Raw genomic sequence first — 22,083 nt, 5'->3', positions numbered from 1 at the left:
GCTTTGGATGGTTCTATGTCCCACTCACTCAAAAAGATGACCCTCACCGGGCTCATCCTGATGATATTTACCTCAGTGTTTGGCTTTGCCAACAGCCCCTCCGCGTTCTATCTGATGGGCTATAGCGCGACGCCGTTTTATATCGTTTCTGCTCTGTTCTTCTTTATCCCGTTTGCGCTGATGATGGCGGAGATGGGCTCGGCTTACCGGAAAGAAGAGGGCGGGATTTACTCATGGATGAACAACAGCGTCGGCCCGCGTTATGCCTTTATCGGTACGTTTATGTGGTTTTCATCCTACGTCGTCTGGATGGTCAGTACGGCCGCTAAAGTCTGGGTGCCGTTCTCGACGTTTGTTTTCGGCACCGATAAAACCCAGGTCTGGTCGTTAGCCGGGCTGAGCTCCACGCAGGTCGTCGGGATTCTGGCGGTATGCTGGATGGTTGTCGTGACGCTGGTGGCGTCTAAAGGTATCAATAAAATTGCCCGGATTACCGCCGTGGGCGGGATTTCCGTGATGTGCCTGAACCTGGTGCTGCTGCTGGTGAGTATCGCTATCCTGTGCCTGAACGGTGGTCATTTTGCGCAGGAAGTGAACTTCGTTTCATCGCCTAATCCAGGTTACCAGTCCGGGCTGGCTATGCTCTCCTTCGTGGTGTTTGCCATCTTCGCTTACGGCGGCATTGAAGCCGTTGGCGGTCTGGTCGACAAGACCGAGAACCCGGAGAAAAACTTTGCCAAAGGCATTATTTTTGCCGCCATCGTGATTTCCATCGGCTATTCGCTGGCGATTTTCCTCTGGGGGGTCAGCACCAACTGGCAACAGGTGTTGAGCAACAGCACCACCAACCTCGGGAACATCACCTATGTGCTGATGAAAAGCCTGGGGATGACGCTGGGGCAGGCGATGAACCTGACGCCGGATGCGGCGGCAACGCTGGGTATTTGGTTTGCGCGTATTACCGGTCTGTCGATGTTCCTCGCCTATACCGGCGCATTCTTCACGCTGATCTATTCGCCACTGAAAGCGATTATTCAGGGTACGCCGAAGGCGCTGTGGCCTGCGCGCATGACCCAGCTCAACACGACGGGGATGCCTGCTAACGCGATGTGGATGCAGTGCCTGCTGGTATGTGCGTTCATTCTGCTGGTGTCATTTGGCGGCGATACGGCGTCTGCGTTTTACAACAAGCTGACCCTGATGGCAAACGTGTCGATGACCCTGCCGTACCTGTTCCTGACCCTGGCGTTCCCGTTCTTTAAGGCGAAGCAGGACCTTGAACGTCCGTTTGTGATCTTCAAAACCCGCGCGGCAACGCTGCTGGCCACCACGGTGGTGGTGCTGGTGGTGGCGTTTGCCAACATCTTCACCATTATTCAGCCGGTGATTGAGGCGAACGACTTGAACAGCGCGCTGTGGATGGTGGGCGGCCCAATTTTCTTCTCGCTGTTAGCGATGGGGATTTATGAGAATTACCGTCGACGCGCGACGGCGTTCATCGCAGAAGTGGCGTAGCGGGAATATTCCCCTCCCGAAAGGGAGGGGAAACGCGTTACAGGCTGCCCGCCGGGCGCGTACGCGCCGCTGACGTCAGCGTTCTTCCCGTTTTACGCCCGTCCAGGCTTTCCAGACGCATCTGGAACGGTGGGAACGGCATATCAATACCGTGCTCACGGAAGCCCGCCAGAATCAGCTGGTGGATCTCATGGCGCAGCGGCATACGGTGTCCCATCTCGGCGGCGTAGATACGCAGCTCGAAAATCTGGATCCCCTGCTGTAAATCCACAAGGAAGACTTCCGGCGCCGGGTTGTCGATCACCAGCGAGCAGCGCTCAGCGGCGGTGTAGAGGATCTGGGTGACCTCTTCGCTGTTAGCGTCCGACGGTGCCGGTACCGTCAGCACCACACGGGTAACGGAGTCTGACAGCGACCAGTTGATGAACTGCTCGGTAATAAACGCCTTGTTTGGCACGATGATCTCTTTCCGATCCCAGTCGCTGATCGTCGTCGCACGGGTGTTGATCTTCGTGATGCTGCCGGTCAGATCGCGGATCGTGACGGTATCGCCAATACGGATCGGTTTTTCGAACAGAATGATCAGACCAGAGATGAAGTTGGCGAAGATCTCCTGTAAACCAAAACCTAACCCGACGCCGAGCGCTGCGACGAGCCACTGGAGCTTCGACCACTCAATGCCGATCATCGAGAACCCAACCAGTCCACCAAACAGCATGATCAGATACTTGGTAATGGTCGTGATCGCATAGCCCGTACCCGGCGTTAAATCCAGATGCTGCAGCAGCGCCAGCTCCAGCAGCGCCGGGAAGTTGCGCACCAGTTGGGTGGTGATGATCAGCACCAGAATGGCAATCAGCACTGCCCCTAGAGTGATCGGCTCCAGGCTTTCAACGCCCTGCACCGTGGAGGTCACATCCCACAGCGAGATGTTCTCCAGGAAGCCAAATGCGGAGTGGATCTCCGACCACAGGAAGATGACCGACAGGAGGGCAATCAGCATCAGGATAGAGCGAACCAGACGCAGTGACTGGGTACTGATGGCATCCAGATCCAGCTCGACCTCATCCGCCTCCGTCGTGCCTTCCGTACTGTTGACGTGGTTTGGCTCTTCCTCACCCCGCGCGCGCTGGGCGAGGATCTCCGCCCGGCGATGCTTGGCACGATCAAACGCCAGACGGCGGCGCTGAATCAGCATCCAGCGGCGGATCACGTGATACACCACCAGCAGCAGGAACCAGATGGCCACCGAGGTTTCCAGACGTGCCAACAGCGCCTGCGACGTCGCCAGGTAACCCACCGCGGCTGCCAGCATCGCAATCAACGGTGCGCTGAGCAGCAGGTTCCAGAGCAGCCGGTTGAACATGTTGTCGCCGCTGCCGGTTTTATCCAGATAGAGCGGGATACCCGCGCGTTTCAGGCTGAGCGTGACGATGGCCAGCGCTCCACATATCAGCATAAAGCAGAGGCGGCCCAGCGAGCCTGAGAATTCGCGGTCGTTGAGATTATCGAACATGATCAGCGCCATAATCAGCGGCACAATCAGCCCGATGCTCATCAGATAGTAACGCATGGCGCGCGCCACGCGATTACGCGGCCAGCCAAAGTGGGCGATAAACAGGCCATTGGGTCGCGCAAAGGTGGCGCAAATCATCACCACCCACAGCAGCGGTACCGTGGCGGTGACGCCATCGCCAATCGCTACCGCAAGCGGATAGGGCCAGGCTTCCCGCAGGCCATAGCCCAGCGTCATCCACAGCACCGGCAGCGGGGAGGCGACAAGAATCGACCAGAATACGGTGCGCAACGTCAGCCAGAAGTGATCCTGGGTAACCTTCCCCACCCGGGAGCTGGAACGCTCGAGGAAGCGGGTGAAATGTCTGCGCGAGTAAATGCTGAAGCCCACCAGAATCAACGCCCCCAGCAGCGGGAAAATGGTCTCTTTGCTGGTGAGCATCATCACGCTGGCCTGTCCCAACTGGCTGAAGGTATCCAGCGAAATCAGACGGCGCAGATCCTGAACAATCTCAATTGGCCACGAGAAGGTCATTGGACGCACGTCTGACGTCCAGAAGAGATAACGGTGCGTCGCCTCGTTCACCTCTTTCAGCGCATCTTCCAGCTGGCTGTTGGACACTTTTAGCTTGGTCAGCTCCAGAATCAGCGTATCCCCGCCCTGGAGCAGAGAGTTCAGCAGTTCACGCTGGGTACGCATCTGGGCTTCAAGAATACGGTTTTGCTCGCTGGTCAGAGGCTGTCCGTCAGCCTGACGGATCTGGCGGATTTGCGGCTGTTTGTTGAGAAGATCTTCAAAATGCAGCCGCTGAACGCGCAGCTGGGCCATTTCGGTATCCAGCTGCTGCGGCTTGGGCATTTCCGGCAGCCGCGCGACCTGGGCGCGCAGCGCTTCGCCCAGCAGGTTTGACGATCCGAGCCACTGGGACTGCTCGCGCAGGGTGTTAAGCGCCTGGCGAACCTGAAGGGTTTGATTAGTGGCCTGACGCTGCTGCGAGGCCACCAGATCCATACGCTGCGCCTGTTGGTTCAGCGCGGCCGAAAGCTCACGGTTGACCTTAAACTGCTGGACGATGCCGGCAGGCAGGTTATCGCTGTTTTCTGCCAGCAGCTCGGTACTTTCCAGCGCGCGCTCCGCTTCACGCTGGCGCTGGCTGTTGAGCTGGTTGCGCAGGGCCTGAAGATACGCGTCCAGCTGCTCGCTCTGCTTCTGAGCGAGTTCTGAGCGCATCCGCGACAGCTCCTGGCGGTTATTGGCGGAAAGCTGCGCTAGCTCAAGCTCATCGACAAGGGCCTTCAGGCGAGCCGATTCTGCCTGCAGGCCCAGATTTTGGGCCTGTGCCTGGGGCGTGTTGCCGTTTTGCGTACCCACGCGGCGCTCAACTTCATTAAGCTGGCGACGGGCGTCGGTTTGCTGCTGCGGAAGCTGGCTGAGAGAGTCGGCAATTTCGCGCGCTCGCTCCTGCTCCTGCTGAGCAAGGCGGCTCTTTTCCAGAAGCTGGCTGCTGACCTGCAGGATCTCCTGGTTCAGCGCGTCGGAGGTCATCCCTGCGGGCACATCGCGCGGTTCGTCACGCAAATTATTGAGCTGCGCGCGCAGCGTCTGCGAGAGTTTGGGGAAGTTGTCGATAACCTGCTGATATTGCTGAGCGCGCTCAAGCGAGCCTTTTCGCTCCTCAAGCGCGTTCAGTGCGGACTGGAGCGACTCGACGGTCTCTGGCTGAGCGGGTTTGGCCGCTTTTGCCTGCTCCAGTTCCTGGGTTATCTGTTTGGCGTCGGGGGCTGTCGCTGCGTACGCCCCCATGCTGAGGCACCAGGCCATCAGTAGAACGATAATCGGGCGCACGTCAGCGATCCTTCTGTTGTTAGCCTTCGTCTTTTTTGTCGTCAACCAGCGGGCTGGCGTCGTGCTCGGCCTGGATCTCTTCTTGTGACAGCGGAGCAGGCTCTGCCTCTGGCGTCACGAAGGTTTCAGTAGAGACCGCCAGCGGCTGGCCCAGCTTTGTCACCGACAGGCTTTCAAGCTGTTCAGCCAACTTCACTTTGCCCGGCGCAAACAGGTTGATCACGGTGGAGCCCAGCTTAAAGCGCCCCATCTCCTGGCCTTTCAGCAGGGCCACAGAGCCTTCCGCTTCACCGGCAGGCCAGGTCCAGCGTTTGATCACGCCTTCGCGCGGTGGGGTAATGGTGCCAGCCCAGACGGTTTCGATGCTGCCGACGATGGTCGCACCGACCAGAATCTGTGCCATAGGGCCAAATTCAGTATCGAACAGGCAGATGACGCGCTCGTTACGGGCAAACAGGTTTGGCACGTTCTGCGCGGTGAGGTGGTTCACGGAGAACAGATCGCCCGGGACGTAAATCATTTCACGCAGGATGCCGTTACACGGCATGTGCACGCGGTGGTAGTCGCGCGGTGACAGATAGGTGGTGGCAAAGGTACCGTTGCGGAACAGATCCGCCATCAGGTAGTTACCCGCCAGCAACGCTTCCAGGCTGTAGTTATGGCCCTTCGCCTGCAGAATTTTGTCGTCTTCGATGTTACCCAACTGGCTGATCACGCCGTCTGCAGGCATCACCAGGACGTTAGGGTCGGTGTTCACCGGTCGCACGTCGTCACGCAACGGGCGCACGAAGAATTCGTTGAAGGTGCGGTAGCTGGCGGTATCCGGCTTCTGCGCCTCTTTCATATCGACCTTGTAATATTTTACGAAAAGGTCGATGACCAGTTTGGTCAGCCAGCCTGCGCGTTTGCTCGCGCCCCAGCCCGCCAGGCGAGTGAGCCACAGTTTTGGCAGAATGTATTGAAGCGAAAGTTTAAATGCGTTTAACAAGGTAGCCTCCAGGCCATTGTTTTGTCGTTCCTGATCCGGCGTTAAGCCGCCGGAACCTGAAAAAAGGGGACGATTTTAGCGATGCTTAGCTTAGTTGTCAGTTATCAGAATCAGAAAAGTTTTTACGCGTTTTTACCTGATCCATGCTCTCAAGAATACGGTGGTAATTCTCGAAGCGGGTCTCCGCAATTTCGCCTTTCTCAACCGCTTCACGGATAGCGCAGCCTGGGTCGTTATCGTGTTTACAGTCGCGGTACTTGCAAGCGCCTAAATAATCATGGAATTCGACAAATCCGTTAAAGATTTGTTCCGGCTCCAGGTGCCATAAACCGAACTCTCGCACGCCCGGGGAGTCGATGACATCGCCCCCGTGCGGGAAGTGATACAGGCGTGACGCGGTGGTGGTGTGCTGGCCCAGGCCCGAGACATCAGAGACATCGTTGGTGAGGATCTCTTGTTGCAGGCCAAGGAGGTTGTTCAGCAGGCTCGATTTGCCCACGCCGGACTGGCCTGCAAAGATGCTGATGCGATCGGTAAGCGCCTCTTCCAGCGGTTTCAGGCCATCTTTGGTGTAGCTGGAGACCATCAGGACGCGGTAGCCAATCTTGCGATAGATATCCATCTGCTCATTGACGAAGGCCATTCCGTCGTCGTCCAGCAGATCGATTTTGTTCAGCACGATAATCGGCTCAACCTGCAGCGTTTCGCAGGCGACGAGGTATCGGTCGATAATATTGAGCGACAATTCGGGCAAAATCGCCGATACGATAACAATCTGGTTAATGTTGGCGGCGATCGGTTTGACCCCGTCGTAGAAATCGGGACGGGTTAACACGGACGTGCGCTCATGGACCGCTTCAACGATACCTTTTACCGTCACGCCTTCCGCCGCCTCTTTCCCCGGCCGCCAGACGACGCGGTCGCCGGTCACCAGAGAACGAATGGTCCGGCGGATGTTGCAGCGGTGAATCGCACCATCGGCGGATTCCACGTCAGCGTGCATACCGAAACGGCTGATGACTACGCCTTCCGTTGGGTCGCCAAACAGGTTGTCGTCGTAATCGACCTTCTCCGCAGTGGTTTTAAGACGGCGCTGGTGATTGGCATTCACGCGGCGCAGCTGCCCTTTGGAGAGTTTATTTTTACTCAATCGCACTGGCTCCTGGTCGCCCGTAGGGGGCAAAACCTCTATGATACACTCTAATTAATACTAGTTAACCTGCTACTGCCGGTTATGCGAGAAGGGTGGAAAATAACATGAGCGCGGATGAAAACAACCTGATTTGGATCGATCTCGAAATGACCGGGCTGGATCCCGAGCGCGATCGCATCATTGAAATTGCAACCCTGGTGACGGACGCCAACCTGAATATCCTGGCAGAAGGGCCAACGATAGCGGTGCATCAGTCCGATGACCAGCTGGCGTTGATGGATGAGTGGAACGTGCGTACCCACACCGGCAGTGGTCTGGTGGAGCGCGTGAAGGCGAGCACCATGGGTGACCGTGAGGCGGAGCTGGCGACGCTTGAGTTCCTGAAACAGTGGGTTCCGGCGGGCAAATCGCCTATTTGTGGGAATAGCATCGGTCAGGATCGTCGTTTCCTGTTTAAGTACATGCCGGAGCTGGAGTCTTACTTCCACTACCGTTATCTGGATGTCAGCACGCTGAAAGAGCTGGCGCGTCGCTGGAAGCCTGAAATCCTCGACGGCTTTAAAAAGCAGGGGACGCATCAGGCGATGGACGATATCCGAGAGTCCGTGGCGGAGCTTTCCTACTACCGCGAAAACTTTATTAAGCTGTGATTTTGAGATCCGGCGCCTTGCGTGGCCGGGTTTTTGTCGTTAAATTGTTCAGCTTGCCGATTAAATAAGCATTTGAACTGAATTTCGAAAAAATCGCTTTAAGGGGGGTTGCAGCTAAAAGGATTTCTCGTATAATGCGCCTCCCGTAACGACAGAGAATTACACGTTACGACAGCAACAAAAGCAGTGCAGATTTGCGGGAATAGCTCAGTTGGTAGAGCACGACCTTGCCAAGGTCGGGGTCGCGAGTTCGAGTCTCGTTTCCCGCTCCAAAATTTGAAAGTGCTTTCACAGCACAGACTGCCCAAGCGGGAATAGCTCAGTTGGTAGAGCACGACCTTGCCAAGGTCGGGGTCGCGAGTTCGAGTCTCGTTTCCCGCTCCAAAATTTGAAAGTGCTTCCACAGCACGGACCACCCAAGCGGGAATAGCTCAGTTGGTAGAGCACGACCTTGCCAAGGTCGGGGTCGCGAGTTCGAGTCTCGTTTCCCGCTCCAAATTCTTCTTCATCTCTAAAATATCCACAGCGAAAAGCGTCGCTGGGGACGTTTTCTATTGTCTCTGAAATACTCTTGTGAACAGAGTTATCCACAGAAACTGCGCTTAACCGAAACAGGGTTAAAACTTAGCAGGGTGAATAATATCTACATAACGCACTGTATTTACAGTATAAAATTTGATTTCAAAATGTTATTGAGATCACTTGACCTCATCTCCAGCCCAGATGGCGCTTGAGTTTGTAATTTTATTCACAGGCTGTGAATAGTTCAGGCATCCCGCGGAAGCCCTTTCTCAATCACCCTCACCAGACGCTGTTTCTTCGGTAGCTGCACCTCGACCACGCAGGCATTACGCTTCTCTATCTGCTGCGCAATCGCCCATTCTATGTGTTCATCAAGAAGTGGGTGCTCACCTCGACGGCTTTCAAGCGCCCGAATATTGGCTTCATCCCACGGGGCATTCCCCAGCGCGACGGCGACATTTCGCAGCCAGCGCAGATGGCCGATACGGCGAATAGCCGAACCCTCCGTCACTTTCAGGAACCAGGCCTCGGACCAGGCGAACAGCTCAATGAGCGGCGGGGCATGGAGCGCCTTACGCGGGCTGAAATCCTCTTCGTCAGTAAGCTGCGAATAGCGGTTCCATGGGCAGATGAGCTGGCAATCATCGCAGCCGTAGATGCGGTTGCCGATAAGCGGTCGGAATTCCTCTGGAATGGCTCCTTCCAGTTCGATAGTCAGGTAGGAGATACAGCGGCGCGCATCAACGGTGTAGGGCTCAACGATGGCGCCGGTAGGGCAGATGGTCATACAGGCCACGCAGCGGCCACAGCCTTCCTCTACCGGGCCGTCTACCGGCAGCGGTAAATCGATCAGCAGTTCACCGAGGAAGAAGAACGATCCGGCGTCGCGGCTAAGGATAAGTGAGTGCTTACCTGTCCAGCCAAGCCCGGCTTTTTCGGCGATCGGACGCTCAAGAATAGGCGCGGAATCGACAAAGGGTCTAAAATTCAGCGAAACACAGTGCTGCTGAATAGTTTCCCCGAGTTTTTTTAAACGGTTACGCAGAAGCTTATGGTAATCACGTCCCAGGGCGTACCGGCTAACGTAACCCAGCGAGGGATCTTTTAGCGTGCGCGCAAAGGCCGCGTTGGCGGGCAGATAATTCATGCGCACGCTGATGACGCGTAATGTGCCCGGCAAAAGCTCGTGTGGACGGGCGCGCATCATGCCATGACGCGCCATCCACTCCATTTCGCCGTGGTATTGTTTATCCAGCCAGGCCTGCAGTTTCGGCTCGCTGGCGGAAAGGTCGGTATCGGTAATGCCCACCTTCTGGAAGCCAAGTTCAGCACCCCACTGTTTTATTTTTTGCGCTAATTCATTGAGATCGAGGGGCTGTGACATGACGGACCATACGGTGAAGAAAAACCCCGCAAGTATACCACATTCCATCTGGCATGCGGATGACCTCCGGCGCGCCGAAAAAGAGGCCGCAGATAGCCTCGGGATTACCCTGTATGAACTGATGCTCCGCGCGGGTGAGGCAGCGTTTGACGTTGCCCGTAGCGCCTGGCCGCAGGCCGCCCACTGGCTGATTCTGTGCGGGCACGGCAACAACGGCGGTGATGGCTACGTCGTTGCCCGTCTCGCGGTGGCTGCGGGTCTCCGCGTGACCTTGCTGGCTCTTGAAAGTGATAAACCGCTGCCGGAAGAGGCCAGCGCGGCGCGGGAGGCATGGCTGAACGCAGGCGGTGTGATTCATGCGCCTGATATCGTCTGGCCAGAGGATGTTGATCTGATTGTTGACGGGCTGCTGGGCACCGGGCTGCGCAGCGCGCCGCGCGAAAACGTTGCCGCGCTTATTGAATACGCTAACAGACATTCCGCGCCGGTAGTCGCCCTGGATATTCCCTCTGGACTGATGGCACAAACCGGCGCGACGCCGGGGGCGGTGATTCAAGCGGCACATACGGTGACCTTCATCGCCCTCAAGCCGGGGTTACTGACCGGCAAAGCGCGGGATGTCGTCGGCGTGCTGCACCACAGTGCGCTGGGACTGGAGAACTGGCTCGCCGGGCAGGACATGCGCATCGCGCGTTTTGATGCATCGCAGCTTGCAGCGTGGCTCCCGCCGCGCCGGCCGACGTCCCATAAGGGCGATCACGGCAGGCTGGTCATTGTAGGCGGCGACCACGGTACGGCAGGTGCGATTCGCATGACCGGTGAAGCGGCTTTGCGCAGCGGCGCCGGATTAGTGCGAGTGCTCACTCGCATTGAGAATATTGCGCCAATCATCACCGCCCGACCGGAGCTGATGGTCCATGAGCTTACGCTCCAGACGCTGGAGGAAAGCCTGGAATGGGCGGACGTGGTGGTGATCGGTCCCGGGCTTGGACAGCAGGCGTGGGGTAAACAGGCTCTGCAAAAGGTCGAGAATTTTCGTAAACCGATGCTCTGGGATGCCGACGCGCTTAACCTTCTGGCAATAAACCCGGATAAGCGTCACAATCGCATTCTGACGCCACACCCCGGCGAAGCCGCGCGGCTGCTTAACTGCAGCGTGGCAGAAATTGAAAGCGATCGCTTACTTTCTGCTCAGCGTCTGGTAAAACGTTACGGAGGTGTTGCTGTTTTAAAAGGGGCAGGAACCGTTGTCGCCTGTGACGAGACGCAGGGCATTATTGATGCCGGAAATGCGGGCATGGCGAGCGGCGGCATGGGCGATGTGCTTTCCGGCATCATCGGCGCATTGCTTGGACAGAAACTTCCCCTTTATGATGCAGCCTGCGCGGGCTGCGTGGCTCACGGCGTTGCGGCGGATAAACTGGCTGCGCGTTCCGGTACACGCGGTATGCTGGCCACCGATCTCTTTTGCACGCTGCGGCGTGTTGTTAACCCGGATGTGATTGACGTAGAAAATGACTAATCGAGCGATTCCTTTACCTGATGAACAAGCCACTTTAGAACTCGGCAAGCGCGTGGCGCAGGCCTGTCAGGGGGCAACCGTCATTTATCTGTATGGTGATTTAGGTGCGGGTAAAACCACCTTCAGCCGGGGTTTTCTACAGGCGTTAGGGCATAACGGGAATGTGAAAAGCCCAACCTACACGCTGGTAGAACCGTACACCCTTGAAAATCTCATGGTGTACCACTTCGATTTATACCGCCTTGCGGATCCTGAGGAGCTGGAATTTATGGGGATCCGTGATTATTTTGCCAATGATGCCATCTGCCTGGTGGAGTGGCCGCAACAAGGTGCGGGTGTGCTGCCTGACCCGGATGTCGAAATTCACTTAGATTACCAGGCACAAGGGCGTGAGGCACGCATCAGTGCTGTTTCCTCATCAGGCAGTTCCTTACTGGCGCGACTGGCCGGTTAAGCGTAGGGATGACGGGATGATAAATCGCGTTAAAGGTTGGTTGTTGGCTGCCACCGTGCTGCTGTGCGCGCAGGCCGGGGCGGCAAACCTCTCAGATATTCAGGTCTCGAACGGCGAAAGCCAGGCCCGGATCACGTTCAGCTTTATGGGCGATCCTGAGTATGCGTTTTCACAGCCAGACAGCCACAGCGTGGCGCTGGATATCAAACAGACAGGCGTGATCCAGGGACTCCCGCTGCAGTTCAGCGGCAACAACCTGGTGAAGAGTATCCGTTCGGGTACGCCGCAGGATAGTCAGTCGTTACGCCTGGTGGTCGATCTGACCGAAAAGGGCAAAACGAAGGCGGTGAAGCAGCAAAACGGGGCGAACTATACGGTGGTCTTTACCATCAATGCCGATGTCCCGCCACCGCCTCCACCGCCGCCGGTCGTTGCGAAACGCGTCGAAGAACCGGTGTATACGCCGCGTCCTGCTGAACCTGCGCGTAATCCGTTTAAATCGCAGAACGATCGCATCACTGCGGCAACCAGCAGCAATACGGTAACGCGTCCGGCAGCGAGTGCGCGCCGTGCAGCGGCCAGCGGTGACAAAGTGATTATCGCCATTGATGCGGGTCACGGTGGACAGGATCCGGGTGCGATTGGCCCGGGGGGGACGCAAGAGAAAAATGTCACCATCGCCATTGCCCGTAAGCTGCGTGCGCTGCTCAACGACGACCCTATGTTCAAAGGCGTGTTGACCCGCGACGGGGATTACTTCATTTCGGTGATGGGGCGTTCGGACGTTGCACGTAAGCAGAATGCGAACTTCCTGGTCTCCATCCACGCGGATGCTGCGCCAAACCGTAACGCGACCGGCGCCTCGGTATGGGTACTCTCGAACCGTCGCGCCAACAGCGAAATGGCCAACTGGCTGGAAGAGCATGAGAAGCAGTCCGAACTGTTGGGCGGCGCGGGCGATGTGCTGGCAAACAGCCAGTCAGACCCGTATCTCAGCCAGGCGGTGCTGGATTTACAATTCGGTCATTCTCAGCGCGTCGGGTATGATGTCGCCACTAACGTATTGAACCAACTGCAAAGTATTGGCGTGCTGCATAAGCGTCGTCCTGAACATGCCAGCCTCGGCGTTCTGCGCTCGCCAGATATCCCGTCCATCCTTGTAGAGACGGGCTTTATCAGTAACAACGGTGAAGAGCGTCTGCTGGGAAGCGACAGCTATCAGCAGCAAATTGCCGAAGCGATTTATAACGGTCTGCGTAAATACTTTGATGCCCATCCGCTGCAGTCTGCGCCACAGAGTGGCGCAGGCCAGACGGCCAGCGCAGCGCTGCCGGGTGAGATGACCGCGACCAACTAAGGAGAATTCATGCCGATTCAGGTTCTGCCGCCGCAGCTTGCGAACCAAATCGCCGCCGGTGAGGTGGTGGAACGCCCTGCGTCGGTCGTGAAGGAGCTGGTGGAAAACAGCCTTGATGCAGGCGCGACCCGTATTGATATTGATATCGAGCGCGGTGGCGCAAAGCTCATCCGCATTCGTGATAACGGCTGTGGCATAAAAAAGAGGAGCTGGCGCTGGCGCTGGCCCGTCACGCCACCAGTAAAATTGCTTCTCTGGATGACCTGGAAGCGATTATTAGCCTCGGCTTTCGCGGTGAAGCGCTGGCCAGTATCAGCTCGGTTTCGCGCTTAACGCTGACCTCCCGTACCGCCGAACAGCAGGAAGCCTGGCAGGCTTACGCGGAAGGGCGCGATATGGATGTGACGGTCAAACCCGCGGCGCACCCTGTCGGCACGACGCTTGAAGTATTAGATCTCTTCTACAACACCCCCGCCCGACGCAAGTTCATGCGTACCGAGAAGACCGAATTCGGACATATCGACGAGATCATCCGCCGTATCGCGCTGGCGCGTTTCGATGTCACCATCAACCTCAGCCACAACGGCAAGGTGATGCGTCAGTATCGCGCGGTGGCGGAAGGTGGACAGAAAGAGCGTCGCCTGGGCGCCATTTGCGGGACCCCGTTTCTGGAACAGGCGCTGGCCATTGAGTGGCAGCACGGCGATCTGGCGCTGCGCGGCTGGGTAGCCGATCCGAACGCGAGCAGCGCTGCGTTTGCGGAGATCCAGTATTGCTACGTCAACGGCCGCATGATGCGCGACCGTCTCATCAATCACGCCATTCGCCAGGCCTGTGAAGACAAGCTCGGGGCCGATCAGCAGCCTGCTTTCGTGCTTTATCTGGACATCGACCCGCATCAGGTGGATGTGAACGTCCATCCTGCCAAGCACGAAGTGCGGTTCCACCAGTCGCGACTGGTGCATGATTTTATCTATCAGGGCGTGCTGAGCGTGCTGCAGCAGCAGGTGGAAACGTCGTTGCCGCTGGAACACGCAGAACCGGCGCCACGCCCAATCCCGGAAAACCGCGTCGCGGCGGGCCGCAACCATTTTGCGGAGCCCGCCGTCGCGCGTGAACCGGAAGCGCCGCGCTTTTCCTCCGCCGGGGGCGCACCGCGTCCAACGGGTGCCAATTACCCGAATGTCCAGCCCGGCTATCAAAAGCAGCAGGGCGCGTTGTACCGCAAACTGCTGGAAACGCCAGCCGTGGAGCGTAAAACATCCATTCCGGCGCCTCAGCCTTCTCTGGACGGCCACAGCCAGAGTTTTGGTCGTGTGCTGACGATCATCGCGCCGGATATGGCGCTGCTGGAGCGTGACGGTAAATTGATGCTTCTGGCACTGCCGGTGGCCGAACGCTGGCTCAAACAGGTGCAGCTCACGCCGGGCGAAAATGCCGCCTGTGCGCAGCCGCTGTTAATTCCGGTTCGCCTGAAAATATCCCCTGATGAAACAAGGGTATTGCAGCGCGCCGAGGCGCAGCTGGCGCAGATGGGGATTGAAACTGTGCTCGAACCGCAACATGTGACAATTCGTGCAGTGCCTTTACCCTTACGCCAACAAAATTTACAAAACTTGATTCCTGAACTGATAGGCTACCTGGCGCAGCAAACAGCGTTTGATGCCGCTAACACCGCGCAGTGGATCGCCCGTCATCTGGCAAGCGAACACACGCCGTGGAGCATGGCACAAGCCATTAGCGTGCTGGCGGAGGTGGAACGCCTCTGTCCGCATCTGGTGAAAACGCCGCCGGGTGGATTATTACAACCTGTTGATTTACAAACGGCGATGAACGCCCTGAAACATGATTGATGTAAGTAAGGCGAGCCTGCCTAAGGCAATTTTTTTAATGGGCCCAACGGCCTCCGGCAAAACGGCGCTCGCCATTGAGTTGCGTAAAGTTTTGCCTGTAGAGTTGATTAGCGTCGACTCCGCCCTCATTTATCGGGGGATGGACATCGGCACGGCGAAGCCTGGCGCAGAAGAGCTGCGTGCGGCACCGCACCGTTTGCTGGATATACTCGACCCGGCTCAGGCTTACTCCGCAGCGGATTTTCGCCGGGATGCCTTAGCCGAGATGGCCGAGATAACGGCGGCGGGGCGTATACCGCTGTTGGTTGGCGGAACCATGCTCTACTTCAAGGCGCTGCTGGAGGGGTTATCACCTCTGCCATCCGCGGACCCGGAAGTAAGAGCGAAAATTGAGCAGCAGGCGGCAGAGCAGGGTTGGGACGTTTTGCATCAGCAACTGTCGGAGATTGATCCGGTTGCCGCAGCACGGATCCATCCAAATGATCCGCAAAGGCTTTCCCGGGCACTGGAAGTTTTTTTCATTTCGGGTAAAACTTTAACGGAACTGACGCAAACGTCAGGAGACGCTCTGCCGTATCAGGTGCATCAGTTCGCCATCGCCCCGGCGAGCCGTGAACTGCTCCATCAGCGAATTGAGCAGCGTTTTCATCAGATGTTAGCTTCAGATTTTGAAGCAGAAGTGCGGGCGTTATTTGCCCGTGGAGATTTGCATACGGACATGCCTTCCATTCGTTGTGTGGGATACCGCCAGATGTGGTCGTATCTTGAAGGTGAGATTTCATACGATGAAATGGTTTATCGAGGTGTTTGCGCCACGAGACAGTTAGCGAAGCGCCAGATCACCTGGTTGCGCGGTTGGGAAGGGGTTCACTGGTTAGACAGTGAAAAACCACAACAGGCGTTAAACGACGTGATTGAGGTTGTTGGTGATATCGCTCACTGAATGTGTACAATTGAGACGTATCGTGCGCAATTTTTCAGAATCGCAAGGTTCTAAGTACAAAACAAGCATATAAGGAAAAGATAGAATGGCTAAGGGGCAATCTTTACAAGATCCGTTCCTGAACGCATTGCGTCGGGAACGTGTTCCAGTTTCTATTTATTTGGTGAATGGTATTAAGCTGCAAGGTCAGATTGAGTCTTTCGATCAGTTCGTGATTCTGTTGAAAAACACGGTCAGTCAGATGGTCTACAAGCACGCTATTTCTACTGTTGTTCCGTCCCGTCCGGTATCTCATCACAGCAATAACGCTGGCGGCGGCACAGGTAGTAACTACCATCATGGCAGCAACGCGCAGGGTTCTTCAACGCCAGCGCAGGACAGCGACGAGACCGAATAAGGTTTCGCACTGTTATCCACACGGGGAGCCAGGGATCCTGCGTTCCCCGCTGATCTTTTTAGAGAGGTTTACGCTTGTTTGACCGTTATGATGCCGGTGAGCAGGCGGTGCTGGTACACATCTATTTTTCGCAAGACAAAGATATGGAAGACCTCCAGGAGTTTGAATCTCTGGTCTCTTCCGCCGGTGTCGAAGCAATGCAGGTGATTACCGGTAGCCGTAAAGCGCCGCACCCAAAGTATTTTGTTGGTGAAGGTAAAGCAGTCGAAATTGCGGATGCCGTAAAAGCAACCGGCGCGTCAGTCGTGTTGTTTGATCATGCGCTGTCTCCAGCCCAGGAGCGCAACCTGGAAGCTCTCTGCGAATGCCGTGTTATCGATCGCACGGGATTGATTTTAGACATTTTTGCTCAGCGTGCACGTACCCACGAAGGGAAACTGCAGGTTGAACTGGCGCAGCTGCGCCATCTGGCAACGCGTCTGGTGCGTGGCTGGACCCACCTTGAAAGACAAAAAGGCGGGATTGGTTTGCGCGGCCCGGGTGAAACCCAGCTCGAAACCGACCGTCGTTTGCTGCGTGGCCGAATTACCCAGATCCTCTCACGTCTGGAAAGGGTTGAGAAACAGCGTGAGCAGGGGCGTCGGGCACGAACCAAAGCCGACATCCCGACGGTGTCGCTGGTGGGGTATACCAACGCCGGTAAATCCACCCTGTTTAACCAGATAACCGAGGCCCAGGTTTATGCCGCAGACCAGCTGTTTGCGACCCTGGACCCTACGCTGCGCCGTATTGACGTCGCAGACGTCGGTGAAACGGTGCTGGCGGATACCGTAGGGTTTATCCGTCACCTGCCGCATGACCTGGTGGCGGCATTCAAGGCCACCCTGCAGGAGACGCGACAGGCGACGCTGCTGCTGCATGTGATTGATGCGGCAGACGTGCGCGTGCAGGAGAACATCGACGCGGTAAACGTGGTGCTCGAAGAGATCGACGCCCACGAAATTCCCACGCTGTTGGTCATGAACAAGATCGATATGCTGGACGATTTCGAACCGCGTATCGACAGAGATGAAGAGAACAAACCGATTCGGGTCTGGCTTTCTGCCCAGACCGGTATTGGTGTGCCACTGCTTTTCCAGGCTTTGACAGAACGTCTTTCCGGTGAGGTAGCTCAGCACACGCTGCGACTGCCGCCACAGGAAGGCAGGCTGCGCAGCCGGTTTTATCAGCTTCAGGCGATAGAAAAAGAGTGGATGGAGGATGACGGCAGCGTGGGGATGCAGGTGCGTATGCCGATCGTTGACTGGCGTCGCCTCTGTAAACAAGAACCTGCGCTGGTCGACTATATCGTCTGATCAGAAAGGGGATGCCTGAATAATTCGCCCTTGCATAACAAATATGGAGCATATACATGGCGTGGAATCAGCCCGGTAATAACGGACAGGACCGCGACCCGTGGGGAAGCAGCAATAATCAAGGCGGCAACTCTGGGGGAAATGGCAACAAAGGTGGTCGCGAGCAGGGGCCGCCGGATCTGGATGATATCTTCCGCAAGCTGAGCAAAAAGCTTGGTGGTCTTGGCAGAGGTAAAGGTTCTGGCTCAGGTGGAAATTCCACCCAGGGGCCGCGCCCGCAAATGGGTGGCCGCGTAGTGGGTATTGTTGCCGCTGCAGTGGTAATCATCTGGGCTGCTACCGGGTTCTACACCATTAAAGAAGCGGAACGCGGTGTGGTGACCCGCTTCGGTAAGTTCAGCCATCTGGTTGAGCCGGGCCTGAACTGGAAACCGACCTTCATTGACGACGTGACTGCGGTCAACGTGGAATCCGTCCGTGAACTGGCCGCCTCTGGCGTGATGCTGACCTCTGACGAAAACGTCGTGCGCGTTGAGATGAACGTGCAGTACCGCGTGACCGATCCTGAGCGTTATCTGTTTAGCGTGACCAGCGCCGATGACAGCCTGCGTCAGGCGACCGATAGCGCCCTGCGTGGTGTGATCGGTAAATACACCATGGACCGCATTCTGACCGAAGGTCGTACCGTTATTCGTAGCGATACCCAGCGTGAGCTGGAAGAGACCATTCGTCCGTACAACATGGGTATTACCCTGCTGGACGTCAACTTCCAGGCTGCCCGTCCGCCGGAAGAGGTAAAAGCGGCCTTTGACGATGCGATTGCTGCACGTGAAAACGAACAGCAGTACATCCGTGAAGCAGAAGCTTACACCAACGAAGTTCAGCCGCGTGCTAACGGTCAGGCGCAGCGTATTCTGGAAGAAGCGCGTGCGTATAAGACCCAGACCATCCTGGAAGCACAGGGTGAAGTAGCTCGCTTTGCGAAGATCCTGCCTGAATATAAAGCGGCGCCGGAAATTACCCGTGAGCGTCTCTATATCGAGACCATGGAAAAAGTGCTGAGCCACACCCGCAAAGTGTTGGTTAACGACAGTAAAGGCGGAAACCTGATGGTGCTGCCGCTGGATCAGATGCTGAAAGGCGGTTCTGCTCCGGCAGCAAAAGATAACAGCGGTGCGAACAACCTGCTGCGTCTGCCGCCATCCTCAACGGGCAGCGCCAGCACGAACACAACGCCTTCTTCGAACGATGGTGACATTATGGACCAACGCCGTGCTAACGCGCAGCGTAACGACTACCAGCGTCAGGGGGAATAAGGATGCGTAAGTCAGTTATTGCGATCATCGTCATCGTACTGGTCGTGCTTTATACCTCGATCTTTGTGGTGAAAGAGGGCGAGCGTGGGATCAAGTTCCAGTTCAGCAGCGTCGTGCGTGATGGCGACAAACGTCCGGTCATTTACGAACCGGGCCTGCACTTCAAGGTGCCGTTCATTCAGTCTGTGAAAACGCTGGATGCGCGTATCCAGACCATGGATAACCAGGCCGACCGTTTCGTGACCAAAGAGAAGAAAGACCTGATCGTTGATTCCTATATCAAATGGCGCATCAGTGATTTCAGCCGTTACTTCCTGGCAACGGGCGGCGGTGACGTTTCTCAGGCGGAAGTGCTGCTGAAACGTAAGTTCTCTGACCGTCTGCGTTCCGAGATTGGTCGTCTGGATGTGAAAGACATCGTGACCGACTCCCGTGGCCGTCTGACCCTGGAAGTTCGCGATGCGCTGAACTCCGGCACCGCGGGCACTGAAGATGAAGTTTCAACGCCAGCAGCTGACGATGCAATTGCTAAAGCGGCTGAACGCGTTCAGGCAGAAACCAACGGTAAAGTGCCGGTGATCAACCCGAACAGTATGGCTGCGCTGGGTATCGAAGTGGTGGACGTGCGTATCAAGCAGATCAACCTGCCGGTGGAAGTGTCCGAGGCGATTTACAACCGTATGCGCGCCGAGCGTGAAGCGGTCGCCCGTCGTCACCGTTCACAGGGCCAGGAAGAGGCGGAGAAGCTGCGTGCTGCTGCGGACTACGAAGTGGCCAAGACGCTGGCGGAATCTGAGCGCCAGGGCCGTATCCTGCGCGGTGAAGGTGATGCGGAAGCCGCGAAACTGTTTGCTGATGCCTTCAGCCAGGATCCTGACTTCTATGCCTTTATCCGTAGCCTGCGTGCTTACGAGAATAGCTTCCAGAGCAACCAGGATGTGATGGTGCTCAGCCCGGACAGCGATTTCTTCCGTTATATGAAGACGCCGACTAACGCAACGCGATAAACTCAGGCTCGTTTGAGTATTCAAACCACCGCTCCCCACGGAGCGGTGGTTTTCTTTTATAAGGAACAAAAATGAATTCAACGATCTGGCTCGCGCTGGCCCTTGTCCTGGTGCTGGAAGGTCTGGGACCGATGCTCTATCCACGCGCCTGGCGTCGAATGATCGCCACCATGAGCCAACTGCCGGATAATATTTTACGTCGTTTTGGCGGCGGTCTTGTGGTTGCGGGCATCGTGATCTACTACATGTTGAGGAAAACGATTGGCTGATCAAAAAGTAGGCGCAATCGGCGTATTTTGAGGTCAAAAAGTGCTGTATATCTGAAAAAGCGATGGTAGAATCCATTTTTAAGCAAACGGTGATTTTGAAAAAAATGGGTAACAACGTCGTCGTACTGGGCACCCAATGGGGTGACGAAGGTAAAGGGAAGATTGTTGATCTTCTGACTGAACGGGCTAAATATGTTGTGCGCTACCAGGGCGGTCACAACGCAGGCCATACTCTCGTAATCAACGGTGAAAAAACCGTCCTCCATCTTATTCCATCAGGCATTCTTCGCGAAAACGTCACCAGCATCATCGGTAACGGCGTTGTGCTGTCTCCAGCGGCGCTGATGAAAGAGATGAAAGGTCTGGAAGACCGTGGTATCCCTGTTCGTGAGCGTCTGCTGCTCTCCGAAGCCTGCCCGCTGATCCTGGATTATCACGTGGCGCTGGACGTAGCGCGTGAAAAAGCGCGTGGCGCGAAAGCGATCGGCACCACCGGTCGTGGTATCGGCCCGGCTTACGAAGATAAAGTTGCACGTCGCGGTCTGCGCGTGGGCGACCTCTTCGACAAAGCGACCTTCGCTGAAAAGCTGAAAGAAGTGATGGAATATCACAACTTCCAGCTGGTGAACTTCTACAAAGCTGACGCTGTTGACTACCAGAAAGTGCTGGATGACGTCATGGCGATTGCAGACATTCTGACCGGTATGGTTGTTGATGTGTCCGATCTGCTGGACCAGGCGCGCAAGCGTGGCGATTTCGTCATGTTCGAAGGTGCGCAGGGTACGCTGCTGGACATCGACCACGGTACCTATCCGTACGTCACCTCCTCTAATACCACCGCGGGTGGCGTGGCGACCGGCTCTGGCCTGGGTCCACGTTATGTGGATTACGTTCTGGGTATCATCAAAGCGTACTCCACTCGCGTGGGTGCCGGTCCATTCCCGACCGAACTGTTTGATGAAACCGGCGAGTTCCTGTGCAAGCAGGGTAACGAGTTTGGCGCGACCACCGGTCGTCGTCGTCGTACCGGCTGGCTGGATGCGGTTGCCGTGCGTCGTGCAGTGCAGATCAACTCCCTGTCTGGCTTCTGCCTGACCAAGCTGGACGTACTGGACGGCCTGAAAGAAGTGAAAATCTGCGTAGGCTACCGTATGCCAGATGGCCGCGAAGTGACCACCACTCCGCTGGCTGCTGACGACTGGGAAGGCATTGAGCCAATCTACGAAACCATGCCGGGCTGGTCTGAGACCACTTTCGGTGTGAAAGAGCGTAGCGCCCTGCCGCAGGCGGCGCTGGATTACATCAAGCGTATTGAAGAACTGACCGAAGTGCCGATCGATATTATTTCTACCGGCCCGGATCGTACTGAAACGATGATCCTGCGCGACCCGTTCGACGCATAATCTTCGTGACTGCTGGCCTGCGGGGAGACCCGTAGGCCGGATAAGCGTAGCGCCATCCGGCGACCGCTCCTGGATCTCCGCTTTTTCGCCCCGTCTGTCAAATAAATTAGCCGCTAACTATCTGGCTGGTTTATCATCATTAATGAATATCTCTGCGGTTTGTCCGCGATTTCCCTTTTTCCTGAGGTTGATGTGCAGTTAACAAGTTTCACCGATTACGGCTTACGCGCGCTGATCTACATGGCGTCGTTACCCGATGGGAAAATGACCAGTATCTCTGAAGTCACAGAGGTCTACGGCGTATCCCGTAATCATATGGTCAAAATAATCAATCAACTTAGTCGTGCCGGATACGTTGCTGCCGTCCGCGGGAAGAATGGTGGGATCCGTCTTGGTAAACCGGCACAGAGTATTCGTGTTGGCGATGTGGTACGTGAACTGGAGCCGCTCTCTCTGGTGAACTGCAGCAGCGAGTTCTGCCACATCACGCCCGCTTGCCGCCTGAAACAGGCGCTTTCTAAGGCCGTGCAAAGTTTTCTCATGGAACTGGATAACTACACGCTGGCCGATTTGGTTGAAGAGAATCAACCGCTTTATAAATTATTGCTGGTGGAATGAAGAAAATTTCCACCGG

The 22,083-nt window shown here is 56.3% G+C and carries 17 protein-coding genes, 3 tRNA genes and 1 pseudogene; 17 read left to right on the top strand and 4 right to left on the bottom strand.

Translation table 11 applies throughout. The annotated features are described in order from the left end of the window. Window positions 1-15 precede the first annotated feature (15 nt). The gene (gene yjeM, locus ACMGGE_RS14775; protein ID WP_420293914.1) at window positions 16-1,515 is read left to right on the top strand and encodes a glutamate/gamma-aminobutyrate family transporter YjeM; all 1,500 of its coding nucleotides are present in this window, start codon (window positions 16-18) and stop codon (window positions 1,513-1,515) included. A gap of 37 nt (window positions 1,516-1,552) precedes the next feature. Here yjeM and mscM read toward each other — a convergent pair whose 3' ends face one another. The 3 genes from mscM to rsgA all read right to left on the bottom strand — a co-directional run bounded on the left by mscM (window position 1,553) and on the right by rsgA (window position 7,014). After that, window positions 1,553-4,876: a miniconductance mechanosensitive channel MscM gene (gene mscM, locus ACMGGE_RS14770; RefSeq protein WP_045909543.1), complete on the bottom strand. Its 3,324-nt coding sequence runs from the start codon at window positions 4,874-4,876 to the stop codon at window positions 1,553-1,555. A 19-nt stretch (window positions 4,877-4,895) separates the two neighbouring features. Next, the gene (asd, locus tag ACMGGE_RS14765) at window positions 4,896-5,864 is read right to left on the bottom strand and encodes an archaetidylserine decarboxylase (protein WP_023293460.1); all 969 of its coding nucleotides are present in this window, start codon (window positions 5,862-5,864) and stop codon (window positions 4,896-4,898) included. A gap of 97 nt (window positions 5,865-5,961) precedes the next feature. Then, a complete protein-coding gene (gene rsgA / locus ACMGGE_RS14760; protein WP_420293913.1) occupies window positions 5,962-7,014 on the bottom strand; it encodes a small ribosomal subunit biogenesis GTPase RsgA in 1,053 nt (350 codons plus the stop codon). A gap of 107 nt (window positions 7,015-7,121) precedes the next feature. On the opposite strand from rsgA, the gene orn reads away from it, so the two are divergent. The 4 genes from orn (at window position 7,122) to ACMGGE_RS14740 (ending at window position 8,163) form a co-directional block, all read left to right on the top strand. Next, window positions 7,122-7,667: an oligoribonuclease gene (gene orn / locus ACMGGE_RS14755; RefSeq protein WP_008502926.1), complete on the top strand. Its 546-nt coding sequence runs from the start codon at window positions 7,122-7,124 to the stop codon at window positions 7,665-7,667. A 196-nt stretch (window positions 7,668-7,863) separates the two neighbouring features. Then, a tRNA-Gly gene (locus ACMGGE_RS14750) sits at window positions 7,864-7,939 on the top strand. Window positions 7,940-7,975: 36 nt separating this feature from the next. Beyond that, a tRNA-Gly gene (locus ACMGGE_RS14745) sits at window positions 7,976-8,051 on the top strand. Between the two features lie 36 nt (window positions 8,052-8,087). After that, a tRNA-Gly gene (locus ACMGGE_RS14740) sits at window positions 8,088-8,163 on the top strand. Window positions 8,164-8,433: 270 nt separating this feature from the next. Here the strand turns inward: ACMGGE_RS14740 and queG are convergent. Beyond that, on the bottom strand, window positions 8,434-9,573 hold the full coding sequence (gene queG / locus ACMGGE_RS14735; protein ID WP_048027851.1) for a tRNA epoxyqueuosine(34) reductase QueG: 1,140 nt from the start codon (window positions 9,571-9,573) through the stop codon (window positions 8,434-8,436). On the opposite strand from queG, the gene nnr reads away from it, so the two are divergent. The 12 genes and pseudogenes from nnr (at window position 9,572) to nsrR (ending at window position 22,067) form a co-directional block, all read left to right on the top strand. Next, the gene (nnr, locus tag ACMGGE_RS14730) at window positions 9,572-11,095 is read left to right on the top strand and encodes a bifunctional ADP-dependent NAD(P)H-hydrate dehydratase/NAD(P)H-hydrate epimerase (protein ID WP_420293912.1); all 1,524 of its coding nucleotides are present in this window, start codon (window positions 9,572-9,574) and stop codon (window positions 11,093-11,095) included. The two genes, queG and nnr, sit on opposite strands and share 2 nt — an antisense overlap. Beyond that, window positions 11,088-11,549: a tRNA (adenosine(37)-N6)-threonylcarbamoyltransferase complex ATPase subunit type 1 TsaE gene (tsaE, locus tag ACMGGE_RS14725; protein WP_013095283.1), complete on the top strand. Its 462-nt coding sequence runs from the start codon at window positions 11,088-11,090 to the stop codon at window positions 11,547-11,549. Before nnr ends, tsaE begins: the two co-directional genes overlap by 8 nt. Window positions 11,550-11,565: 16 nt before the next feature. Continuing rightward, the gene (amiB, locus tag ACMGGE_RS14720) at window positions 11,566-12,906 is read left to right on the top strand and encodes an N-acetylmuramoyl-L-alanine amidase AmiB (protein ID WP_045907962.1); all 1,341 of its coding nucleotides are present in this window, start codon (window positions 11,566-11,568) and stop codon (window positions 12,904-12,906) included. A gap of 9 nt (window positions 12,907-12,915) precedes the next feature. Further along, window positions 12,916-14,759: pseudogene (gene mutL, locus ACMGGE_RS14715) on the top strand (DNA mismatch repair endonuclease MutL). Continuing rightward, on the top strand, window positions 14,752-15,702 hold the full coding sequence (miaA, locus tag ACMGGE_RS14710; RefSeq protein WP_420293911.1) for a tRNA (adenosine(37)-N6)-dimethylallyltransferase MiaA: 951 nt from the start codon (window positions 14,752-14,754) through the stop codon (window positions 15,700-15,702). The pseudogene mutL and the gene miaA overlap by 8 nt, the downstream one beginning before the upstream one ends. 85 nt (window positions 15,703-15,787) lie before the next feature. After that, window positions 15,788-16,099, top strand: a complete 312-nt coding sequence (gene hfq / locus ACMGGE_RS14705) for an RNA chaperone Hfq (RefSeq protein WP_008502919.1) — start codon at window positions 15,788-15,790, stop codon at window positions 16,097-16,099. A 74-nt stretch (window positions 16,100-16,173) separates the two neighbouring features. Next, window positions 16,174-17,454 carry a ribosome rescue GTPase HflX gene (gene hflX, locus ACMGGE_RS14700; protein WP_023310136.1) on the top strand — a complete coding sequence of 427 codons (1,281 nt, stop codon included), beginning with the start codon at window positions 16,174-16,176 and terminating at the stop codon, window positions 17,452-17,454. Between the two features lie 56 nt (window positions 17,455-17,510). Beyond that, entirely contained in the window at window positions 17,511-18,770 is a 1,260-nt protein-coding gene (hflK, locus tag ACMGGE_RS14695; protein WP_420293910.1) for an FtsH protease activity modulator HflK, read from the top strand. Between the two features lie 2 nt (window positions 18,771-18,772). After that, a complete protein-coding gene (gene hflC / locus ACMGGE_RS14690; protein ID WP_008502916.1) occupies window positions 18,773-19,777 on the top strand; it encodes a protease modulator HflC in 1,005 nt (334 codons plus the stop codon). A gap of 71 nt (window positions 19,778-19,848) precedes the next feature. Then, a complete protein-coding gene (locus ACMGGE_RS14685; RefSeq protein WP_003855996.1) occupies window positions 19,849-20,046 on the top strand; it encodes a DUF2065 domain-containing protein in 198 nt (65 codons plus the stop codon). 104 nt (window positions 20,047-20,150) lie between these two features. Next, on the top strand, window positions 20,151-21,449 hold the full coding sequence (locus tag ACMGGE_RS14680; protein ID WP_414456040.1) for an adenylosuccinate synthase: 1,299 nt from the start codon (window positions 20,151-20,153) through the stop codon (window positions 21,447-21,449). A gap of 192 nt (window positions 21,450-21,641) precedes the next feature. Then, entirely contained in the window at window positions 21,642-22,067 is a 426-nt protein-coding gene (nsrR, locus tag ACMGGE_RS14675; protein ID WP_010427492.1) for a nitric oxide-sensing transcriptional repressor NsrR, read from the top strand. Window positions 22,068-22,083: the final 16 nt, after the last annotated feature.

Origin of the sequence: Enterobacter sp. BNK-22, from assembly GCF_048684805.1 — a bacterium.
GTDB classification, from domain to species: domain Bacteria; phylum Pseudomonadota; class Gammaproteobacteria; order Enterobacterales; family Enterobacteriaceae; genus Enterobacter; species Enterobacter quasiroggenkampii.
This window is presented reverse-complemented; position numbering and strand designations above follow the sequence as displayed.

Excerpts from the sequence above, each read along its gene's own strand:
- yjeM (WP_420293914.1), top strand. The coding sequence starts at position 16 with ATGTCCCACTCACTCAAAAAGATGACCCTCACCGGGCTCATCCTGATG.
- orn (WP_008502926.1), top strand. The coding sequence starts at position 7,122 with ATGAGCGCGGATGAAAACAACCTGATTTGGATCGATCTCGAAATGACC.
- nnr (WP_420293912.1), top strand. The coding sequence starts at position 9,572 with ATGACGGACCATACGGTGAAGAAAAACCCCGCAAGTATACCACATTCC.
- queG (WP_048027851.1), bottom strand. The coding sequence starts at position 9,573 with ATGTCACAGCCCCTCGATCTCAATGAATTAGCGCAAAAAATAAAACAG.
- tsaE (WP_013095283.1), top strand. The coding sequence starts at position 11,088 with ATGACTAATCGAGCGATTCCTTTACCTGATGAACAAGCCACTTTAGAA.
- amiB (WP_045907962.1), top strand. The coding sequence starts at position 11,566 with ATGATAAATCGCGTTAAAGGTTGGTTGTTGGCTGCCACCGTGCTGCTG.
- miaA (WP_420293911.1), top strand. The coding sequence starts at position 14,752 with ATGATTGATGTAAGTAAGGCGAGCCTGCCTAAGGCAATTTTTTTAATG.
- hfq (WP_008502919.1), top strand. The coding sequence starts at position 15,788 with ATGGCTAAGGGGCAATCTTTACAAGATCCGTTCCTGAACGCATTGCGT.
- hflK (WP_420293910.1), top strand. The coding sequence starts at position 17,511 with ATGGCGTGGAATCAGCCCGGTAATAACGGACAGGACCGCGACCCGTGG.
- hflC (WP_008502916.1), top strand. The coding sequence starts at position 18,773 with ATGCGTAAGTCAGTTATTGCGATCATCGTCATCGTACTGGTCGTGCTT.
- ACMGGE_RS14685 (WP_003855996.1), top strand. The coding sequence starts at position 19,849 with ATGAATTCAACGATCTGGCTCGCGCTGGCCCTTGTCCTGGTGCTGGAA.
- ACMGGE_RS14680 (WP_414456040.1), top strand. The coding sequence starts at position 20,151 with ATGGGTAACAACGTCGTCGTACTGGGCACCCAATGGGGTGACGAAGGT.